At 59.3% G+C, this 18,935-nt stretch carries 20 protein-coding genes; 11 read left to right on the top strand and 9 right to left on the bottom strand.

Translation table 11 applies throughout. From position 1 onward, the window contains the following. Nucleotides 1–135: 135 nt before the first annotated feature. Nucleotides 136–1,032, top strand: a complete 897-nt coding sequence (locus ACZ9DP_RS10585) for a LysR family transcriptional regulator (protein ID WP_074071423.1) — start codon at nt 136–138, stop codon at nt 1,030–1,032. A 128-nt stretch (nt 1,033–1,160) separates the two neighbouring features. Further along, nucleotides 1,161–1,586, top strand: a complete 426-nt coding sequence (locus ACZ9DP_RS10580; RefSeq protein WP_476201580.1) for a VOC family protein — start codon at nt 1,161–1,163, stop codon at nt 1,584–1,586. Between the two features lie 203 nt (nt 1,587–1,789). Here the strand turns inward: ACZ9DP_RS10580 and ACZ9DP_RS10575 are convergent, their stop codons facing one another. Then, nucleotides 1,790–2,068, bottom strand: coding sequence for an HU family DNA-binding protein (locus ACZ9DP_RS10575; protein WP_476201578.1), 279 nt, complete (start codon nt 2,066–2,068; stop codon nt 1,790–1,792). A gap of 1,084 nt (nt 2,069–3,152) precedes the next feature. Here ACZ9DP_RS10575 and paoA point away from each other — a divergent pair. Genes paoA through paoC form a run of 3 tightly spaced genes read left to right on the top strand, consistent with a single transcriptional unit; the run spans nt 3,153 to nt 6,939 of the window. After that, nucleotides 3,153–3,791 (top strand): aldehyde dehydrogenase iron-sulfur subunit PaoA, encoded by a 639-nt coding sequence (gene paoA, locus ACZ9DP_RS10570; RefSeq protein ID WP_194731522.1) that lies wholly within the window; start codon nt 3,153–3,155, stop codon nt 3,789–3,791. Continuing rightward, nucleotides 3,788–4,738, top strand: a complete 951-nt coding sequence (locus ACZ9DP_RS10565) for an FAD binding domain-containing protein (RefSeq protein WP_476201577.1) — start codon at nt 3,788–3,790, stop codon at nt 4,736–4,738. Before paoA ends, ACZ9DP_RS10565 begins: the two co-directional genes overlap by 4 nt. A 2-nt stretch (nt 4,739–4,740) precedes the next feature. Beyond that, on the top strand, nt 4,741–6,939 hold the full coding sequence (gene paoC, locus ACZ9DP_RS10560) for an aldehyde oxidoreductase molybdenum-binding subunit PaoC (RefSeq protein WP_476201575.1): 2,199 nt from the start codon (nt 4,741–4,743) through the stop codon (nt 6,937–6,939). A 95-nt stretch (nt 6,940–7,034) separates the two neighbouring features. Here paoC and ACZ9DP_RS10555 read toward each other — a convergent pair whose 3' ends face one another. Then, entirely contained in the window at nt 7,035–7,919 is an 885-nt protein-coding gene (locus tag ACZ9DP_RS10555) for an alpha/beta fold hydrolase (RefSeq protein ID WP_476201573.1), read from the bottom strand. A 10-nt stretch (nt 7,920–7,929) separates the two neighbouring features. Between ACZ9DP_RS10555 and ACZ9DP_RS10550 the strand changes: the two genes are divergently transcribed. After that, nucleotides 7,930–8,232, top strand: coding sequence for a hypothetical protein (locus ACZ9DP_RS10550; protein WP_476201571.1), 303 nt, complete (start codon nt 7,930–7,932; stop codon nt 8,230–8,232). Further along, entirely contained in the window at nt 8,229–9,173 is a 945-nt protein-coding gene (locus ACZ9DP_RS10545) for a LysR family transcriptional regulator (protein ID WP_476201570.1), read from the top strand. The genes ACZ9DP_RS10550 and ACZ9DP_RS10545 overlap by 4 nt, the downstream gene beginning before the upstream one ends. A gap of 429 nt (nt 9,174–9,602) precedes the next feature. Here the strand turns inward: ACZ9DP_RS10545 and ACZ9DP_RS10540 are convergent, their stop codons facing one another. From ACZ9DP_RS10540 to ACZ9DP_RS10530, 3 genes are all read right to left on the bottom strand, one after another. Then, nucleotides 9,603–9,758, bottom strand: a complete 156-nt coding sequence (locus tag ACZ9DP_RS10540; RefSeq protein WP_239601195.1) for an entericidin domain-containing protein — start codon at nt 9,756–9,758, stop codon at nt 9,603–9,605. An 18-nt stretch (nt 9,759–9,776) separates the two neighbouring features. Next, the gene (locus tag ACZ9DP_RS10535) at nt 9,777–10,067 is read right to left on the bottom strand and encodes a hypothetical protein (protein WP_476201568.1); all 291 of its coding nucleotides are present in this window, start codon (nt 10,065–10,067) and stop codon (nt 9,777–9,779) included. Nucleotides 10,068–10,167: 100 nt separating this feature from the next. Beyond that, nucleotides 10,168–10,488: a YciE/YciF ferroxidase family protein gene (locus ACZ9DP_RS10530; protein WP_283074004.1), complete on the bottom strand. Its 321-nt coding sequence runs from the start codon at nt 10,486–10,488 to the stop codon at nt 10,168–10,170. A 256-nt stretch (nt 10,489–10,744) separates the two neighbouring features. On the opposite strand from ACZ9DP_RS10530, the gene ACZ9DP_RS10525 reads away from it, so the two are divergent. The 3 genes from ACZ9DP_RS10525 to ACZ9DP_RS10515 all read left to right on the top strand — a co-directional run bounded on the left by ACZ9DP_RS10525 (nt 10,745) and on the right by ACZ9DP_RS10515 (nt 12,193). Then, complete coding sequence (locus tag ACZ9DP_RS10525; RefSeq protein ID WP_074073016.1) at nt 10,745–11,059, top strand: PepSY domain-containing protein; 315 nt, start codon at nt 10,745–10,747, stop codon at nt 11,057–11,059. A 24-nt stretch (nt 11,060–11,083) separates the two neighbouring features. Next, a complete protein-coding gene (locus ACZ9DP_RS10520; RefSeq protein ID WP_476201566.1) occupies nt 11,084–11,683 on the top strand; it encodes a general stress protein in 600 nt (199 codons plus the stop codon). 303 nt (nt 11,684–11,986) lie between these two features. Further along, complete coding sequence (locus ACZ9DP_RS10515; protein ID WP_040114991.1) at nt 11,987–12,193, top strand: KTSC domain-containing protein; 207 nt, start codon at nt 11,987–11,989, stop codon at nt 12,191–12,193. 1,408 nt (nt 12,194–13,601) lie between these two features. On the opposite strand, the gene ACZ9DP_RS10510 is transcribed toward ACZ9DP_RS10515, so the two are convergent. Beyond that, nucleotides 13,602–13,835 (bottom strand): BrnA antitoxin family protein, encoded by a 234-nt coding sequence (locus ACZ9DP_RS10510; protein ID WP_074071434.1) that lies wholly within the window; start codon nt 13,833–13,835, stop codon nt 13,602–13,604. 410 nt (nt 13,836–14,245) lie between these two features. Next, a complete protein-coding gene (locus tag ACZ9DP_RS10505) occupies nt 14,246–16,114 on the bottom strand; it encodes an adenylate/guanylate cyclase domain-containing protein (RefSeq protein ID WP_476202256.1) in 1,869 nt (622 codons plus the stop codon). A 447-nt stretch (nt 16,115–16,561) separates the two neighbouring features. Here ACZ9DP_RS10505 and ACZ9DP_RS10500 point away from each other — a divergent pair, with 447 nt between their 5' ends. Beyond that, entirely contained in the window at nt 16,562–16,951 is a 390-nt protein-coding gene (locus tag ACZ9DP_RS10500; RefSeq protein WP_074071436.1) for a RidA family protein, read from the top strand. Here ACZ9DP_RS10500 and ACZ9DP_RS10495 read toward each other — a convergent pair. After that, complete coding sequence (locus tag ACZ9DP_RS10495; RefSeq protein WP_239601192.1) at nt 16,948–17,529, bottom strand: NAD(P)H-dependent oxidoreductase; 582 nt, start codon at nt 17,527–17,529, stop codon at nt 16,948–16,950. The two genes, ACZ9DP_RS10500 and ACZ9DP_RS10495, sit on opposite strands and share 4 nt — an antisense overlap. Then, nucleotides 17,526–18,935, bottom strand: coding sequence for an FAD-binding oxidoreductase (locus ACZ9DP_RS10490; protein ID WP_476201565.1), 1,410 nt, complete (start codon nt 18,933–18,935; stop codon nt 17,526–17,528). Before ACZ9DP_RS10490 ends, ACZ9DP_RS10495 begins: the two co-directional genes overlap by 4 nt.

Raw genomic sequence — 18,935 nt, 5'->3', positions numbered from 1 at the left:
CGTGGTGGGGTCGGGGCTACACCTGCCATGGCGCAATCTCCGATGATGATGAAACGCGTGACCTAAAATTTAGCGCTGGTAGGGACGAGCTGTTAGGTGCTAGGTTCGGCATGAACCTATGCTGTGGATTCATGAATGAAGCGGGACGAACTCGGGGATCTTGTTGCCTTCCTCGCTGTCGCGGAGGAGCGTAGCTTTACCCGCGCGGCTGCACAGCTCGGAACTTCTCAGTCTTCGCTGAGCCACACCGTGCGCCGTCTGGAAGAGCGCATGGGCGTGCGGTTGCTCACTCGAACGACGCGCAATGTCTCACCCACTGATGCAGGCGAGCAACTGGCCGAAACTCTGCGCCCAGCCTTCAATGACATCCGGAGCAGGATCGATGCCCTGAGCGCGTTGCGTCAGCGGCCCGCCGGAACGATACGCGTCACGTCCAGTCGACACGCGGCCGAGACCATACTCATGCCTGCCGTGAAACGTCTGATGGCCGAATTTTCTGAGATCAACGTGGAAATATCGATCGAGCAAAGGTTCGTTGATCTGGCCGCTGAGCGCTTCGATGCTGGCATACGGCTTGGAGAGGGCGTTGAGAAGGACATGATCGCTGTGAGGATCGGACCGGAGCTTCGCATGGTGGTTGCCGGATCGCCGCAGTACTTCGAGCGTCATACGAAGCCTCGGACACCCCACGACCTGACGCAGCACTCCTGCATCAATCTGCGCCTTCCTACGCTCGGCGGGCTCTACGCATGGGAATTCGAGAAAGATACACGTCCGCTGAACGTCCGCGTCGACGGCCAATTCATCTGCAATGATGTGCCGATGATAATCGACGCCGCTTTGAGCGGTATCGGGTTGACGTGTCTCCCCGACGATCATCTCGGTCCGCTGGTGAAGGAGGGTAAATTGGTTTCGGTGCTGGAGGACTGGTGCCCTCTATTCCCTGGCTATCACCTCTACTACCCGAGCCGCCGCCTGGCTTCGCCCGCGTTCGCGCTTCTGGTCGACGCTTTGAGATATCGCTCGGCCTAGGGCCAAAGAAAAAACAACTCTGAGTGTTACGCCAGCTCCCGGGCAGTGCTCCTTCGGCAGCACTGTTTACAAATCGAAGCCCCGTCGATTTGGGATTTGGCGGAGCTGATTGAGACGGAGGAATGTCCATGAAACCGCGAATTTCTGTCTTGACGCTGGGTATTGCCCATCTTGAGCGCTCGCTTGCCTTTTACCGTGACGGCCTGAAACTGCCCACTCAAGGGATCGTCGGCCGTGAGTTCGCGCATGGCGCCGTCGCGTTCTTTGACCTTTCCAGCGGGGTTAAACTTGCGATTTGGGCTCAGGATGATCTAGCCCACGACAGTGGTCTGACGAAAGCGCCCGCGAGCAGCACCTCGTTCTCGATCGGCCACAACGTCTCGCATCGACGTGAGGTTGACGAGGTCATGGAACAGGCCCGGCTTGCGGGAGCAGACATCGTAAAGCCCGCTGAGGAAACGTTTTACGGTGGATACGCTGGATACTTTACTGATCCGGACGGCCACCTTTGGGAAGTGGTGTGGAATCCGGCCAATCTGCCACCGCAGGATTGAATGACTTGACGTCCGCTACTGCGAACGGAACGGATGCCCGCATCCTGGCCAACGCGCCGCGCCGGGGGATGTTGCCCTGCAGATTGTGCGGCCGTAGGCTCTGAGCCTGCACAGTACAGAACTCAGCCCTTAAATCAGCCGGCCTTCTAAACTGTCCAACTTAATGGGGTCAGTTCAAAGGCGGGCCTCCTTGATCCGAACGATCACTTGTTCAGAGCATCCTTCACTGCCTTGGCCGGCGTGAAGGCGAGCTTCTTTGCGGCAGCGATCTTGACGGTGGCCCCGGTTGAGGGATTGCGGCCTTCGCGCTCCGGCATCTCCTTTACCTTGAACTTGCCGAAGCCCGGGATCGAGGTCTCGGCGCCAGATGTGGCGGCCGACGTGATGGAGGCGAAGACCGCCTCTACGACGGCTTTGCTCTGGGCTTTGGTAAGGCCATGTTCACCGGCAATCTTGTCTGCGATTTCGTTTGTCGTCGTCATGTAAGATGGTTCCTTTTGAATGTTTCCTATCCACCTTGACACATCAGCTTCGCAAAAGGGTAGAGAGGGAACGGGTTCAACGGCGTCAATCCACTGATTTGATGCGTACTTCCCTTCGGCGGTCATGAAACGAGAGGCTGAATTGCAGCGTGTGCGTGAATGCCTAACATCCTGCTCGTTGAGCTCTGGGGCCGTTGAAGCCTATGGGACCGGAAACGAGACGGTGCGTCCACGAGCTACGATTGGATCCAGACGAAGAGTATCGTTCGCTATCCGTATCTCCCTGGCGAGACCGAAGAACGCAAAAGGAGGGTCGCCTCAGGTGTTCGTCTGGCCGACCTGAGGACCGCAAAACACCAAAGCGGAGATTTGGCTTCAGGCGCCGAGGCGCACTTTGCAGAATCGTCTCCGCAAGCGTCTGCAGGTCCTTCACCCGCGCGACAAGCCATTGCAGTTCATCATTGCTGACCGTGTATTTCGAGGAGTAGCGCGCCTCGACATAAGCCCGTGACAACGGCTCGAAGCAGCGGCGGCAAAGCGAGTGTCGCGCGGCCAGGCCGCGACCAGCCGCGCATCTGCTCTCGGCTTGAGAACGCAGCACTCTGATCCGGTGCGATTTCGGGCTGTAGAGGGTCAGGGTCGGCAAGACGCAATGATAAAAGCGCTCTGTCGATTGGTGAAGGTCGAATGCGGCGCTGCGCCTCATCGGTTGGTGCGCACCTAAACTCTTTACGTACACAATTTGTAAACTGAAACTGGACTTCGGGCGGAAAGTCGTCTGGATCCCAAACTTCACCTCGATCCCGCGAGGCTCCGGATTCACTTTCGAACAGTTCCGCTGCCCTTTCGGCCGCGCCCACTTCAAAGTGACAGGCAATTGCGCGCGAAGCGCTGTGTGACAAAGGATGCATGGCCGGCATAACCTTGCACTAGCCTGTCGGAATGCCATTCATGAATCAGATCGATAAGAGTATGCAGCAGGAAGGCCTAATCATCGCTCGTTTCTGCTCTATCTAGCCTGCTGGCGCCTTTACCGGATCGACTGGACGCGCCCCCATGCAATGAGCGTGAAGTGGAGCTGCACATGCATAACCCCATTCAACTCGAAATCTCCCGTCGGGATTTACTTATCTCGTCTGCCGCGACCGTCGCGGTCACCGGCGTTGCAGCCGGGGGAGCGGCGGCACAATCTGCGGAAACCGCAATGCACTACACAACGAAGATGTCCTTCACCGTCAACGGCGAGAGGCGTGATCTCGACGTTGACAATAGAACAACGCTCCTCGACGCGCTGCGCGAACACCTCCATCTGACGGGTACGAAGAAGGGATGCGACCACGGTCAGTGCGGCGCGTGCACAGTCATGGTCGACGGCCGTCGCGTCATCTCGTGTTTGACGCTTGCCGTCATGCATGAAGGCGACCAGATTACGACGATCGAAGGTCTCGGAAAGCCAGGCGATCTCCACCCGATGCAGGCGGCCTTCGTCAAGCACGACGGATTTCAGTGCGGCTACTGCACGCCTGGGCAGATCTGTTCCTCCCTGGCGGTGCTAGAGGAGATCAAGGCGAACATCCCGAGTCACGTCACTGGCGACCTAACCGCCAAGGTGGCTGTCACCCCGGCCGAGATCCGTGAGCGCATGAGCGGTAATATCTGTCGTTGCGGCGCCTATTCCAACATTGTCGACGCCATCGTCGAGGTCGCGGGGACAAAAGCATGAGAGCCTTCACCTACGAACGGGCCTCGTCCGTCGAGGCCGCGGCCCAAGCGGCCGCCTCCAATCCGGAAGCGAAGTTTATCGCCGGGGGCACTAACCTTCTCGACCTCATGAAGCTCGAGATCGAGACGCCGACGCATCTGATCGACGTGAACGGCCTCGGATTGGACAAGATTGAACCCACTTCGGAGGGCGGACTGCGCATCGGGGCCCTGGTTCGCAACACGGACCTTGCGGCACACGAAACCGTTCGTCGAGATTACGAGCTCCTGTCCCGAGCGCTCGTCGCGGGCGCTTCCGGTCAACTCCGCAACAGGGCGACGACGGCGGGGAACCTCTTGCAGCGCACGCGCTGTCCGTACTTCTACGACCCGAACCAGCCGTGCAACAAGCGTCAGCCAGGCAGCGGCTGTTCGGCCATCGGCGGCTTCACCCGCCAGCACGCCGTCGTCGGCACGAGCGACGCCTGCATCGCCACCCATCCGAGCGACATGGCGATCGCCATGCGAGCGCTGGATGCCGTGGTCGAAACGGTAAAGGCAGACGGCAGCCAGCGTTCCATCCCCATCGCCGACTTCCACCGCCTGCCGGGCAACACCCCGCATATCGAGACGGTTCTCGAACGCGGCGAGTTCATCACAGGGGTCATTCTCCCACCGCCGATCGGGGGGCGTCACATCTACAGGAAGGTCCGCGATCGCGCCTCCTACGCCTTCGCACTCGTTTCCGTGGGCGCGGTTATCCAACCTGATGGGACCGGTCGCGTCGCCGTCGGTGGCGTTGCCCATAAGCCTTGGCGCGTCGAGGCGGCCGAAGCCGAGCTGCCAAAAGGGGCCCGCGCCGCCGCTGGTGTCCTTCTCGCGGACGCCCGTCCTACCGAACAGAACCGTTTCAAGGTCGACCTGGTCGAGCGCACGCTCGCAGCGGTCATCTCGCAAGCCAGGGGGTAGCCATGCAGTTCGATACGCCAGCAACTACGAACCCGATCGACCAGCTCAAGGTCGTCGGCCAGCCGATCCACCGCATCGACGGCCAGCTCAAGACGACAGGCCGGGCGATGTACGCCTACGAATGGCACGATGCCAAGGTGCCGTACGCCTACGGCTATCCCGTGGGCGCGGCTGTCGCCAAGGGGCGCATCAAATCCATGGACGTCTCTGCCGCAAAAAAGGCGCCAGGCGTCATCGCCGTTGTGACCGCGCCTGAAGTCGGCGAACGGAAGAAGGGCAAGTTTAACACCGCCAAGCTCTTCGGCGGTGACGAAATCCAGCATTACCACCAGGCGATCGCCGTCGTCGTGGCCGAAACCTTCGAACAAGCCCGCGCAGCCGCAGCACTGGTAAAAGTCGACTATGCCGAAGAGAAGGGCGCCTTCGACCTCAGAGAGGCGAAGGAATCGGCAGTGAAGCCGGACGAGTCCCAGCAGCCGGACTCAGCTGCCGGCGACTTCGATGCGGCTTTCAGGACGGCTCCGATCACTTTCGACGAAACCTACACGACGCCGGACCAGTCCCACGCGATGATGGAGCCGCATGCCTCCATCGCAGCCTGGGATGGCGACGAGCTAACAGTCTGGACCTCGAGCCAGATGATAGACTGGTGGCGGTCAGACCTGGCGACCACCCTCGACGTGGAAAAGGAGAAAATTCATCTGATGTCGCCATTCATCGGCGGCGGGTTTGGAGGCAAGTTATTTCTTCGTGCCGACGCCGTCCTTGCCGCGTTTGGAGCAAAGGCTGCGAAGCGACCTGTCAAAGTGGCGCTGCCGCGTCCGTTCATGATGAACAACACGACCCACCGCCCGGCGACCATCCAGCGCATCCGCATCGGAGCGGAACGCGACGGCAAGATCACCGCGATCGCCCATGAAAGCTGGTCAGGCGATCTGAAGGGCGGACAGCTCGAGACGGCCGTCAATCAGACCAGGTTGCTCTACGCCGGCGCGAACCGCATGACGGCGATGCGGCTGGCGACGCTCGACCTTCCCGAGGGCAACGCGATGCGTGCTCCAGGCGAAGCGCCTGGCTTGATGGCTCTGGAGATCGCCATCGACGAGATGGCCGAGAAGCTCGGTCTCGATCCCGTGCAATTTAGGATTATCAATGACACCCAGGTCGATCCCGAGAAGCCCGAGCGGCCGTTCTCGCACCGCGATCTCGTCGGATGTCTGAAGCTCGGCTCCGAGCGGTTCGGGTGGAGCGCGCGAGGAAGACCGGGGTCGAAGCGTGAGGGCAACTGGCTGATCGGCATTGGCGTCGCAGCCGCCTTCCGCAACAACCTGCTGCTTCCTTCCGGAGCACGCGTCCGCCTCGCCCGGGAAGGGGTCGTTACCGTCGAAACCGACATGACCGATATTGGAACGGGCAGTTACACCATCATCGCGCAGACTGCGGCCGAGATGATGGGCGTCACCGTCGACAAGGTCGCGGTCCGGCTTGGCGACTCCCGCTTTCCGGTGTCCGCCGGTTCCGGCGGGCAGTTCGGGGGCAACTGCTCGACGGCGGGTGTTTACGCAGCCTGCGTGAAGCTGAGGGAAGCCATTGCGCAGAAACTTGGTTTCAATTCCGAGGATGTCGTCTTCAAAAACGGCGAGGTCCGCTCCGGCAACCGGTCGGTGTCACTCGCAGAGGCAGCGGGCGCCGAGGGACTGGTTGGTGAAGATACGATCCAATGGGGCAAGCTTTCCGAAACGCACCAACAATCGACCTTCGGCGCGCACTTCGTCGAGGTCGGCGTGGACGTCGCCACGGGAGAAACGCGCATCAGACGGATGCTGGCGGTGTGCGCGGCGGGACGCATTCTCAATCCGATTACCGCGCGCAGCCAAGTGATCGGCGCGATGACCATGGGGGCGGGCGGGGCTCTTTCGGAGGAGCTCGCGGTGGACGCGCGCCGCGGCTTCTTCGTCAATCACGATCTTGCCGGCTATGAGGTACCAGTGCATGCCGACATCCCTCATCAGGACGTTATTTTCATGGACGAGACGGATCCGATGTCGTCACCGATGAAGGCGAAAGGGGTCGGCGAGCTCGGCCTGTGCGGTGTCTCCGCCGCAATCGCCAACGCCATCTACAACGCGACCGGCGTCAGGGTCCGGGACTATCCGATCACAATTGACAAACTGATCGGCGGCCTTCCAGACACCGCTTAGCGCAGGCAACACGGAACCGCCGTGCACGAGGTCTTGAGCCGCCGCTGCCTAGAGGCTCCTTGAGTCAGAGAAGTGACCATCGGTTGAACATGAGCTCACCGGCTTGTGGTGTTGTCGGATTCCGAGAGCAATCTCACCACTTCTGTGATGAATTGCGAACGGCCACGCTCGGAACGATCGAGGTGGACATAATGCGTGGCGCCCGGAATCGTTACGCTACGGACACGGGCCGCATTGACGAGGTGACCTTCAAGCGTCGTTACGTCATCAGGACGGCTCCAAAAGTCGTTCTCAGAACGGATGATCAGCACGCGTGCGGTAATCGATGCAGCGTCCCAAAGCTGCCTGCCGGAGGCAAGATAGAAGCTGTCTTCCATTGCCCCGGAAGGGGAGCGGAATGCAGCCGGCTTCCGATCGCCAGATGTCTGATCGGACGCCAGCGCCGCCTGTTGGTAGGCTTCGACCACTGCCGGATCACGCCAGCTTTCCTTGGCGTCCACAGGAATGGATTTGTCCCAGGAGGGCATGAGTGAAGCAGCCGTGTTCAATCGGTAGGCCCCGAACTTCGCAATGTTGAAGCGGCGGTGATCATTCGGGTCGGCGGTCTCGCTGTCCGATCCAAGTGTCGGATGTCCAGAGGTTGCGCCGTAAAGCGAGTTATAGACGACCAGGTGGCTGACCTTTTCCGGGAAAAGAGATGCGTACATGCCAGCCCAATGTCCGCCGGTGGCCCAGCCGAGCAACCCGACTTGCCGGCTGTCAGTCCTATCCCGGATAGCCTCGACCGCAGCATCGATGTCGCGGGCGACTTCGTTGGAATGGGTCAGCGGCCGGCCTTCCGGTGGACCATCCTGTCCGGGACGGTCCGATCTGCCGTAGCCACGGGCGTCCACGATGAACACCTGATATCCTCTCGTTGCCAAGTCCGCAGCCAGTGATCCTCCTTCGACCGGCAAATCGAAGGAGGCAATACCCGGCACCCCGTGCTCCATGGACAAGGACGATGGGAGGCCCGTTGCGTTCTGCCTCTGTCTTCCAGACCTCCCGGATAGCCAGTTCGACATCAGGTGCAGCATTTACCCGGAAATCCTTGCGTTCGACTTCTGCGAATGTAGGCACAACACCGAACGTCGTCGCGATGGCAGCGCAATAGAAAGCAAGTTTTTGCATGGTCACTCCTTCGAAATAGTTTTCCGCCCATGGGCTGGCTTCGACTGGATCGACCGTAAATCGTTGTTGCCGGCGAATGTTTCCAATATCAAAACAGTGTTTATTGATATTCTCTTGATATGATGATCAGCTTGCTCCATATGCGGCATTTCATTGCCGTGGCCGAAGAATTGCATTTCGGACGCGCCGCTGCCCGGCTCGGCATGGCGCAACCGCCGCTTAGCCAATCGATCAAAAGGCTTGAGGAGCGTTTGGGATTTCCGCTATTCGAGCGGACGCAACGCATGGTGAGCCTCACAGCCGCGGGTCGCGTGTTTCTGGAGGAGGCTCGTCGAACAATTGCGCAATCTGAAGACGCGGTTCGCTTGGCCCGCCGCGCGGCTTCAGACGACCTTGCCCAGATTTCCATCGCCTTTGTCTCCGCAGCTCTCTATCGGCTGCTTCCTCGGGCCATTCGCGCCTTCCACAACGTTTGGCCCGATACGACAATTCGCCTCGATGAACGTTCCACGGAGGCGCAACTGGCCGATCTTGCCGGCGGTGATATCGACCTTGGCTTCTTCCATCCGCCCATCAAGACTGTCGATGGCCTCGCGGTGGAACTGATACACCGGGACAAGCTGGTTGTCGCAGCGCCATCACATCACCCGCTCGCTGTTTCGAACTTTTGCCGGCTTGCTGATCTGGCTGGACACGATTTCATTATGTTTCCTCACCCACAAGGCCCGACGCTTCATGGGAGGATTACAAACGCCTGCAGGACGGCGGGTTTCGTACCGAATATCGTCCAGGAAGCAAGGCAGATGCATACGATTTTGAGCTTGGTCGCCGCTGGGCTCGGCGTATCGTTGGTGCCCGTGGGCGCGACGACGATGAAGATCGCTGGTGTAGCATTCATCCCACTGATTGACGCACCTGTAGAGCTGGCCTGGGAACTGGCCATGGGATGGCAGCCACGAGGTGCGCGAAAAGCACTGCGAAACTTCCTGGAAGCGGTACGATCAACAAGTCAGGAGCTGAAGTCCGAAATAGCCTGCCTCCCTAACCAACGCTCAAACTCATGACGTTTCCAGGTATAGCTGCCGTCCCGCTCCACGGGTCGGAAGAGGAGCCGCTTTAGTGAGTAGGTACGGAAGAATAACCCTTTTCGGAGGAGCACATGGACCCTGGCGGAGGCAGGATATCTCATTCGTTCGATTGCAGAGGTTAGTGCCGCCGGCGTCAATGTTTAAAGCGCGCGGTGGGGCCTAACGCTATATCGAAACACATCCTTGAAAACGAGGGGAAGCCTCGGCTTTCAACGAGTTGCACAAGCCACTCGTCGGCGCTCACGGTCTTCGAGCGAGCTCCGATGCGGTCTTCGTCAGCCGTCCCACTTCTGGCCTTGCGCTCTTCCGATCCTAGAGACGCAAGCGTTGGCCAACCGGCGGAAAGTCCGCCGGCGAATTTGGCCCAGGGATGGCCGAGAACGGGGCGCTTACTGTGCTTGCCGCTCAATTCGCCGCTGCTCTGCCTACCCGATTTCCGGCACTTTGGGTGGCATCCACGGTATTGGCAGCATCACGCCCCACGCCACGGATAGTGTTCCCGCAAGAGGAAAGGGCGAGAAGAACGCAGCAGGCGGCGGCGATTTTTGTCGTCAGTAACATTGCATAGATCCTTGGAGTTTAAGGCCGTTTGCGAATTCGCGACGCCTTCTGTTGGTCGACATCCTTGGTGCTCTCGGAGAGAAACATGTCGGTGTGCCTGCGAGCAGCTTCGCGAAGCGCGTCCATCCTCGAAAGGTCGTCTGCGTCGGCGCCGGCTGCGCCTTGACCGATTTTCGGTAAAGCCTGGCCCCAGTGCTCAACGCTTTTGCCCTCTTGCCGGCGTTCCTTCTGTTCGGCGCGCAGGCATAAAGGCCGTCCTCCGTTTTCATTGACACCCTCCCATCGGGCACCTTTTGTTCCGCTGATCATGATGATCTCCTTCCATGAGAGGAGAACTGCCGGGGAGGGCGTGTGTTCCGTCGCGGCGAGAATAAGCGCGGCGCGCCTAGAGGTAGTTCCTCGACACCCGTCATATTAAACCTTCCTCTTCAGCGAGGCTTGCCTGAAGGAGAGGGATCGCGTCCTTCAGACCCAGCTGCTTGGCCCAGGCGATCAGCGTGCCGTAGCGGTCGATTTCGTAATGTTCGACGGCCTGGGCCGCAGAGATCAATCCTGCGTCGAGTGCGGCAGAGCCCTTGAACTCTTCGATGATCTCTTCGCTTTCGGCGATGATGCCCTTCAGGAAACCCACTTTGCCTTCCTCCGATTGCGCCGCGCGCGCCATCCTCGGCAAGGCTTTGAGGATTTGCTTCTCGGCGAAGTAAATGTCCTTCAGGGTGTCGTCGAACAGGTCGGTTTAGCGTCTTTGCAGCCATTCTGCTCTCCTATGGTGGGGTAAGTCACCAACCCGCCGCGTAGGGCGTCGCGGGATGTTCCGCTCAGCAACGATAGGCGCATTTTTCGAGCTCGCCTCTGGATGCAATCAATCAGAAGAATGGAATTCCGGCCGGCAACCAGCTCATACCTGCGCCGGCTGGAACTTAAAGCGCACCATGGTGTTCTCCGGTCATGGATCGGACATGAGGTCCGCAAAAAAGGAAACACCGATGAAAAACATCATTCTCGTGGCGGCCCTCGGGGCATCCGCGCTCTCAGCATTTGCCCAGACAACCCCCGCTCCCTCGTCGAACGGAAATACCCCTGCAGTAGCGACCCCGGACACGAAGAACCCGGCGGCGCCTGTCGAAGGTGCCAACAGCTTTACCGAAGCCCAGGCCAAGGAGCGCATCGAGAACGCAGGTTACACCGATGTCAAAGGCCTGAAGCTCGATGACAAGGGGATCTGGATGGCGTCCGCCACCAAAGACGGCAAATCGTTATCGGTCGCACTCGACTACCAAGGAAATGTAGTCGCCAAGTAACCAGCACCATCAAGGAGAAGAACAATGAGAACTGTAAACGGACTATTCGACGACTATTCCGACGCGCGCTCGGCCGTGAATGAACTGGAGTCGGCCGGAGTTCCCTCCGATGATATCAGCATCGTCTCGAACAATGGGCGCGATCAGGATAACGCCTCTGGCGCAGCAGAAGGTGCGGCGACTGGCGCCGGTATCGGCGCGGCGGTGGGTGGCACCGGTGGACTACTTGCCGGGTTGGGCCTTTTGGCCATTCCAGGTGTCGGGCCTGTCGTTGCAGCCGGTTGGTTGGTCGCGACCGCGGCTGGCGCCGCTGCTGGCGCGGTAGCTGGCGGAGCTGCGGGCGGTCTGATCGGAGCGCTCACCAGTTCGGGAGTCTCGGAAGAAGATGCTCACCTCTATGCAGAGGGCGTGCGTCGGGGCGGGACGCTCGTGAGCGCAAGGGTGGACGAGGGTCGGGTCGCTGAAGCCGAAGCCATCCTCCGGCGTTCCAACTGGGTGGATCCGAGCGAACGCCGCCGTGCCTATATTGAGGAGGGCTGGACACGGTTCGACGACAGCCTCGATCCCTATAGCCCCGAGCAGATCGAACAGGAACGGAACCGCTACCGCCGTACCGCACCCTAAGGAAAGCGCGGGATTGAGAGCACGAATCTCTTTGGGCTCTGCTTATGATGTCGTGCGACTTGCGTTAGGCGGGACACTTTTTTCGGGAAGCGGCAACCAGACGACTGGCGATCGCGCCTGGGCCCCACATCGAGCCTTTCCATAACCGTCCGGTCGTTGCCCCCGAGCCCTGGGGCACGTGGTTCGATCTCATCCGGTCAGAAGCGGGACTCCTGCGACCCTATGGGCGGGCAGCCCTGGAGGTAGCAGCTTGGGTCAGCAAGCGATTGAGCGAGACGAGATGCCTGAGGGATGGAGTGGGCAATGCCTTCGCATTTGATCCGCGACACCAATTATGATGCGGCGACCCGCACACTCTCGGTCTGGCTGGTCACCAGCGAGAACCGCTACGACTACGAGGATGTTCCTCCCGAAACATATGCGGCGTTCCGGCGGGCCTTCTCGAAGGGACGGTTCTTCAACGCCCATATCAGGAATCGGTTCACATATCGAATTTCCAAGGAGGAGTGACGTGTTGGCCCTCTGGTGGTTGGCGCTGCTGGGTGTGGCGAGAAGGGTCCGAGCCACTAGGGACGGTACGCCCGTATATGGCAGACGGTTGACCTGAACCAGTGCCGAGCGAGCGTTCTTGTCCTGTCTGGAGGAAAAGACCTAACGCCGGATTGTCGTGCGTAGCAGCGATTGCACGGGCAGAACGTGCCAATCGCTATCGGCAAATCTGTGCCAACATGTATCGACTGTTTCATCTTGCTCGCGAAACCACTTAACTTGACCAGCTAAGTTCGGACTGGCAGTCGACGTACCCTCATCGGTACATGGCGCATAGGAGTGAGAGCTGCGATTGGGCCCAATCGCGGGCCAGCTGTTGGGTTTCTGTCAGTCCGGACAAGAGCGCGCCAATTTCGCCGCTGATTTCAAGGTTCGTATCTCTTATCCGGCATTCAACCGTATCAAGCGTTATCGTGGCCACAACCTGACTGTCGAGTGGCGGCGTCTGAAAAAGCGCCTCTGAATCAGCCTCGCACGTCAGCAATGCCCTTGCTGTGACTGAGGAGACACTGCTCGAAACGGAGCAGAAATCGACCGACTCCACCTGAAGCCGGGCGGTTTGATTTGGGCCGACGGGAATCTGTTCGCACAACTGCAAGGAAGCAATTGACTTGGCGATCCTTGGCCACTCTGGGTTGTCGAGGGCTGATCGGCAGTCAGCTGAAACTGGAGCATAAGACCAAAACGAGATTGCTGCCGCAAGGCAGCAAGCTTTGGATTCTCTGGAAAATCGTCCCCTCATTGACCATCCTCGTTGGCCGAGAGGTCGATTTTACGCTACTTGGGGACAGTCAACAAAGGGTTCCCTCCAAAAATTGAGAACTGGGCTCTTGGAGGCTGCCTTCGGTAGCGGCCGCAGAAGTCCTGCTTCGGGTTTGTGAGCTCCAGCCGGTGCCACCAGCCTGCGGCTTCAGGACGACGATCTGTCGTGCACGACGCGGGGTGGCTGCTTTCGCCCTCCTGCCAAAGGCTGCCGAAAGCCATGAACGTCCGCCGACAAAGGTGAACCGATGCTCGGCCTTACGATATTTCGTGCCGTAACTTCAGAATGCCGAGGCAGGGACGAGGCACCTCTTGCTGTCGCCGAAGTAGCGGCCTCCGAACCGGAAATTGAAGGCTGGTCCGCGTCTCTTGCCTGCGGGCGGCCGGAGCCGTTCCTTCATGGGAGACAGGCTGACGATGCTCTCACCCGCGGCGCAGCATTACCAGCCCCGTATCGCCGAACTTGATGTCGTCGGCCAGAGGCAAATCGAGCTCGGATTGGTGATCCGGTAGTCCGAGCGCGAGATACTGCATCATTTTGCAGTGGCGCCATCGAGCGGCGACTGACCCCGCCAACGGATAGTTGGCTGCGCTCCGATCGAGCCGCTCAGGTCTTGTCTGTCATTACGGCCCGCAATGTCTCGTTGATCCGATCCTGCCAGCCGGGGCCGTCTTCCTGGAAATAGGCGAGCACATCGCTGTCAATCTTGAGCGAGACAAGCTCTTTTGTTTTTGGGAGCGCTGGCCGGTCGATCGCAGGTGCTGCGGCCTTTCTCGCTGGTTTGAACAGCGCTTCGGCCGCGTCCATTGGATTGAGGGGTCTGCGAGGCGGGTTTGCCATGAGCGAATCTTTCTATTCTGACAGCAGCCGTAACCGTCTGATCTGTTAAAGGCATATCACCTTTTCGCCGGTCATGTGAACCGCTCCTACCCGCCGAAGTTGTGTGCAAACGATGTCTCGTTACTTGAAATGCCCGCGTCGCCATCACACCTATCGAGCGCCTTTTCGTTTTCAGACGGGTGCCTGACCGCCTGAGTCATTGATTTGTCCTCGTGGAATGCCGGAAGTCCGAAAGCTAATTTGATGCGTGCAGATGGGGGACGCATCCCTTGAAATTGGCAAGCACAGGCCGTCGTCGCGCCGAAGCGGCATTCTGACACCATTTGCCGCCCTCTCCGAGTTGGCTTCGAGCGATGACTGGCGGGCGAAGGACGAGGCAACCTGAAAATCTGTTTCCAGATCAGTGTCTCTTAGTCGAGGAGTTCAAGCACCTTCAGGAAGTGCGGATGACGACGGATCGGGTCGAGATCCGAGTCGTATTTCACCCACCTTTTTGTTTCGTGGGTGGCGCGCGGGAGAAGCTCCACTAGCAGGCCGATGGCTCGTTCATGTTCACCCTCGAGCGAGTAAAAGCAAGCCACGTTGTATTTCGCCAGGCGGTCGTCGGGATCGATGGTCAAAGCGCGTCCTGCCCATTCCTTAGCACGATCAAGCTCACCAAGGGCCGCGAGACCCAAAGCCCCCAGGTAGGCGGCCCTCGCGTTTTCCGGACGCAAAACGAGCTCGCGCTCGGCGCGTGCAACACCTTCACGCGCCGCTATCTTCATTTCCTGCTCGCGCCCGAGCGATCGGAGAACGTTAATGAGCACAAGCAAGGCCTGGTAATCGTCAGGCTTGATCTCTGCGGCGCGCTGGAAAAGCCTGGCCGCTTCGTCCAGTTTTCCCTGGGTGAAGCAGGCGCGGGCATAGAAGTAATAGGCTTCAAACAGATTGGGATCGAGGGCAATTGCCTGATCGAACTCTGCCATCGCTTCCGGATGTCGCTCGCGAAGCGAAAGAGCGAGGCCGCGTGAAGCATGCGCTTCTGCGAGACCGCTCTCAAGATCCAGCGCCTTGGCGCTGGCCGCCAGAATGCCGTCGATTGAGACATCAGCGTTATAGTGAAGGAAGAGAAAGGAATCGCAGTCCGCAATTCCGGCGTAGGCCCGGGCATAGAGTGGGTCGAGTTCGACGGCCATGGCGAACATGCGCTTCGCCAGGACGTAATGAGATTTGGAGTGCCAGTGCAGGAAATGCCGTCCTCTAAGGTAGTACGCATAAGCCTCGACACTCCCGGTCGGGGCCTGACCGATGACCTTCTTCTCCTCGGGCAACAGCTTGACCTTCAAGTGGTCCACGATGGTATGGGTGATCTCGTCTTGAAGGGCGAAGATGTCGGTGAGATCACGGTCGTAGCGATCGGCCCAGAGATGACCTCCGCCCTTTCCCTCGACGAGCTGCGCGGTGACCCGCACACGCGAGCCGGCCTTGCGGACGCTTCCTTCCAGAATATAGTTCACCCTGAGATCCTGGCTCACCTGCTGTACCTTCGCCGGCTTGCCCTTGTAGGTATACACCGTATTGCGCGCGACGACGAACAGACCGGAGATTTTCGACAGGTCAGTAATTATGTCCTCAGTGATCCCATCACTAAAATATTCTTGCTCGGGGTCGCCGCTGATGTTGTTGAATGGCAGGACCGCGATGGACGGCTTTTCGATCTCCCAAGGCTCTTCTTGGCTTGCATCCGAGCCGCTCGGAGCCGGAGGAAAGTCCAGGGAGATACCATAAGCGCGCACGGGCCTGTCGATGTTCTTGAGCGTCTGCTCGCCCATGTCCTCGAACCGAAGATCGAGCCGGTTGCCGACATTATCTCGGACGGCTGCAGAGACCGCGATTCCGCCCGGCGCCGCTATGCTTTCAAGCCTCACCGCCACGTTGACGCCGTCCCCGAAGATGTCGTCGCCCTCAACGATCACGTCCCCAAGGTTGATGCCCATGCGAAGCTCTATTCGGCTGCGCTGCGGCACACCCGCATTACGCTCTAGCATGCCCCGCTGGACTGTGGCCGCGCAGGTGACCGCATTAACGACGCTCGGAAATTCCGCCAGAAATCCGTCGCCGGTGAGCTTCACGATGCGACCCTCACATTCGGCGATCTTGGCGTCGATCAGTTCCTTGCGATGCGCTTTCCAAGCCGCGTGAGTGCCTTCCTCGTCCCGGCCCATGAGTCGGCTATAAGTTACAACGTCTGCGGCGAGGATTGCCGTCAAACGTCTGTGCACCGTCGGATCGTCCATGTGACCATCTCGTCTCCGTGTACTGCCACGCTCGGGGTGCCATATTTCCAGGCCGATCCGATCATACTCCAGCGGTTGATGAATGTCTCTTTTTGCTGCCGCCAAGACCGCGAACTTGCGCTTTCTGGTCATTCCCGACCGCCGATATTCAGAGGGCGCGGATCAAGTTCCATAATTTTTGCGCGGACTTACGAAAGAGCCTTGCTCTTCCAAAGAGTTGAAACCGCAGCGCGTCGAGATCTGGCTCACGGGCTAAGGAAAAAGACGACAATCGACATGACTGTGGCCGGTTTTCGGATGCCGAGTAAGCTAATCCACTCTGTTGAGGTCTAACTGGATACGTGATCTGGACGGTGGCTTTTGGGATTCCCTCCGGGAGATGAGACCACGGTCTTGGAACCACGACGGTTTTGGCTATAACTGATAGGGTTCCAACGAGGCTCTTCCATGACGAAGGTTTTCAATCCGCCGTCGGTTCGCCGACCCTTCGGAAACTATAATCACGGCATGCTGGTGCCGCCCGGAGCTTCGTTGCTGGTGACATCCGGCCAACTCGGGATCAGCCTCGACGACACGGTGCCCGGGGACGTGACGGCGCAGGCCGCGCTGTGCTTCGAGGCGATCAGGGCTATACTCGAAGAGGCGGATATGAGCTTTGCCGATGTCATCCGCATTTCAGGCTTCCTGACGCGGCGCGAGGATTTTCCGGCCTATATGGCCGTGCGCGACCGCTTTACCGCGGACCTGAAGCCCACGTCGACGCTGATCATCGTCAGTGGCTTTACCCGGCCGGAATTTCTGGTCGAGGTCGAAGTGACCGCTGCTAAGGTTTTCTAGAAACGCTCCATTGCCGTCTTCACCTTACCAAGGAATGCAGCGCGCGTTTCCGCCGTGCAGTTGTTCATGTCGTAATGGGCGAGGAAAGTGACCGGCCTCAGTGGGTTTATCTGGGCGCGCAGCACCCGCTTGACGATCTTCTTCGGCGGATTGCCGGCGACGAAGGCGCGAAAAGGCGTGGCGCCGTAAGTCAGGACGGCTGCTAGTTTTTGGATGTGCCGGAGCCGCGATTGCACCTGTCCGTCAACCAGCTCGAAAGATACACCCGGTAGCCAGACGCGGTCGAAATATCCTTTGAGGATCGCCGGGAAACCGAAATTCCACACGGGTGTGACGATGACGAGCCCTTCCGCCTGCTTGAGGCGATCGACATAGGGTTTCACCAGCGCGATATTCCCCGGATATTCGTGATAGACGAGGCGATCGTCACGGGAGAGCACCGGATCGAAGCTTTCCGCATAAAGATCGCAGCCATCGACCGTGTGTCCGGCCGTGGCGAGACTTTCAAGCGTCTGTCGGTAAAGGGCTGCACCGTAACTTGCTTCCACCGGATGGGAATGAAGGACGAGAACCCTCATGAGGGCTCCATGATGCTGGCAAGACCCGGGAACAGATAGTTCTTGCCTGCCGAGAAGTCGAAATTCGGGTTCTCCCAGGCAATCATCTTGCCGGGATTGAGTAAGCCCTTTGGGTCCGTTTCATGCTTGAAAGCAAGCTGAACCTTGTCGGTCCGCTTCATGCCGCCCTCCTCCAGTGTATAGCGGTGCGGATTGAAGATCGGGCAGCCATGGTCCTGATGGATCTGAATGATTTTTTCGAGCCGCTCTTCCGTCGTGTAGCGCACCAGCGGCAGGCCGGAGCACTGGATCTGACCGTCGAACCTGATGAATTCGAGATGCCCAGGCACTTCATCGCCGAAGATTTCGACCATCTTCTGAACCTTCTCGACATGGTCCGGTCCCGGATACTGGACCTGAAGATAGGTGAATTTCGGATCGATCTTCAGCGCACGGAGCGTCGTGTGGTTCCAGGCAAGCTCGTAGGCATGCGGAATACCCCGCATGCTCTCCACCTTGTCGGAGCGGAAAATGATCTCGCCGTTCTGCGATGCCGCAAAGGCAAGGAACGCATCCATGGAATGCGGCGCAATCATCAAGACGACGACTGACTGATCCTTGCGGATGTAGGGCCTGTGGCGGGTGAAGTAGTCATGCGGGATCGGGGCGGCAATCGGCGCGATTTCCTTGACGAGGATGCCGTTGCACCGCAAGAGCTTATCGGAGAAGCGGACGGCCGTCATGAAATCGTCGCAGCCGACCAGCACGTCCACCCAATCGTAGGCCGGCGCGAGCGGCATTTCGATCTCGGTGATGATGCCGTTCGTGCCGTAGGCGTGGCTCACCTTCTGCAGGTCCCAGCCCGTCAGGTCGAGCACCCGCGGTTCTGCTTCCATGGTAACGACGCGCAGCCGCAGGATATTGCCGAGGTCGCGCAGTCCACCCCAGGTGATCGAGCCGACGCCGCCGGAGCCGCCAGCAATGAAGCCACCGATCGTTGCGGTCTGGGCCGTCGACGGGTGGAAGCGCAGTTCCTGGCCGGAATGGGCCCTCGTCTCTTTGTCCAGTTGCGCCATGACGATGCCCGGCTCGCAGATGACGCGCCCTGGATGGATTTCCTTGATCTTGTCCATGGCCGAAAGATTGAGCACGATGCCGCCGGAAAGCGGCATGGCCTGGCCGTAATTGCCGGTGCCGGCGCCGCGCGGCGTCACGGGTACGCCGTGTGCGAAGGCGACCTTCAGCGCCTGGATCACCTCGGCTTCATTTTTCGGCGTGACGACGAGATCAGCGGTCACGTTGTCGAGCTGGGCCTTCAGGATCGGCGAGTACCAATAGAAATCGCGGCTCTTTTGACGCACGAGCGCTGGATTGTCCTCGATGGCTATGCCTGCAAGTTCCTTTTTGATCTTTTCGTAATCCGGCAT

This window comes from Rhizobium sp. USDA 4016, assembly GCF_056279705.1.
The sequence above is the reverse complement of the archived record's forward strand: the minus strand, read 5'-3'. Positions and strand labels throughout refer to the sequence as shown.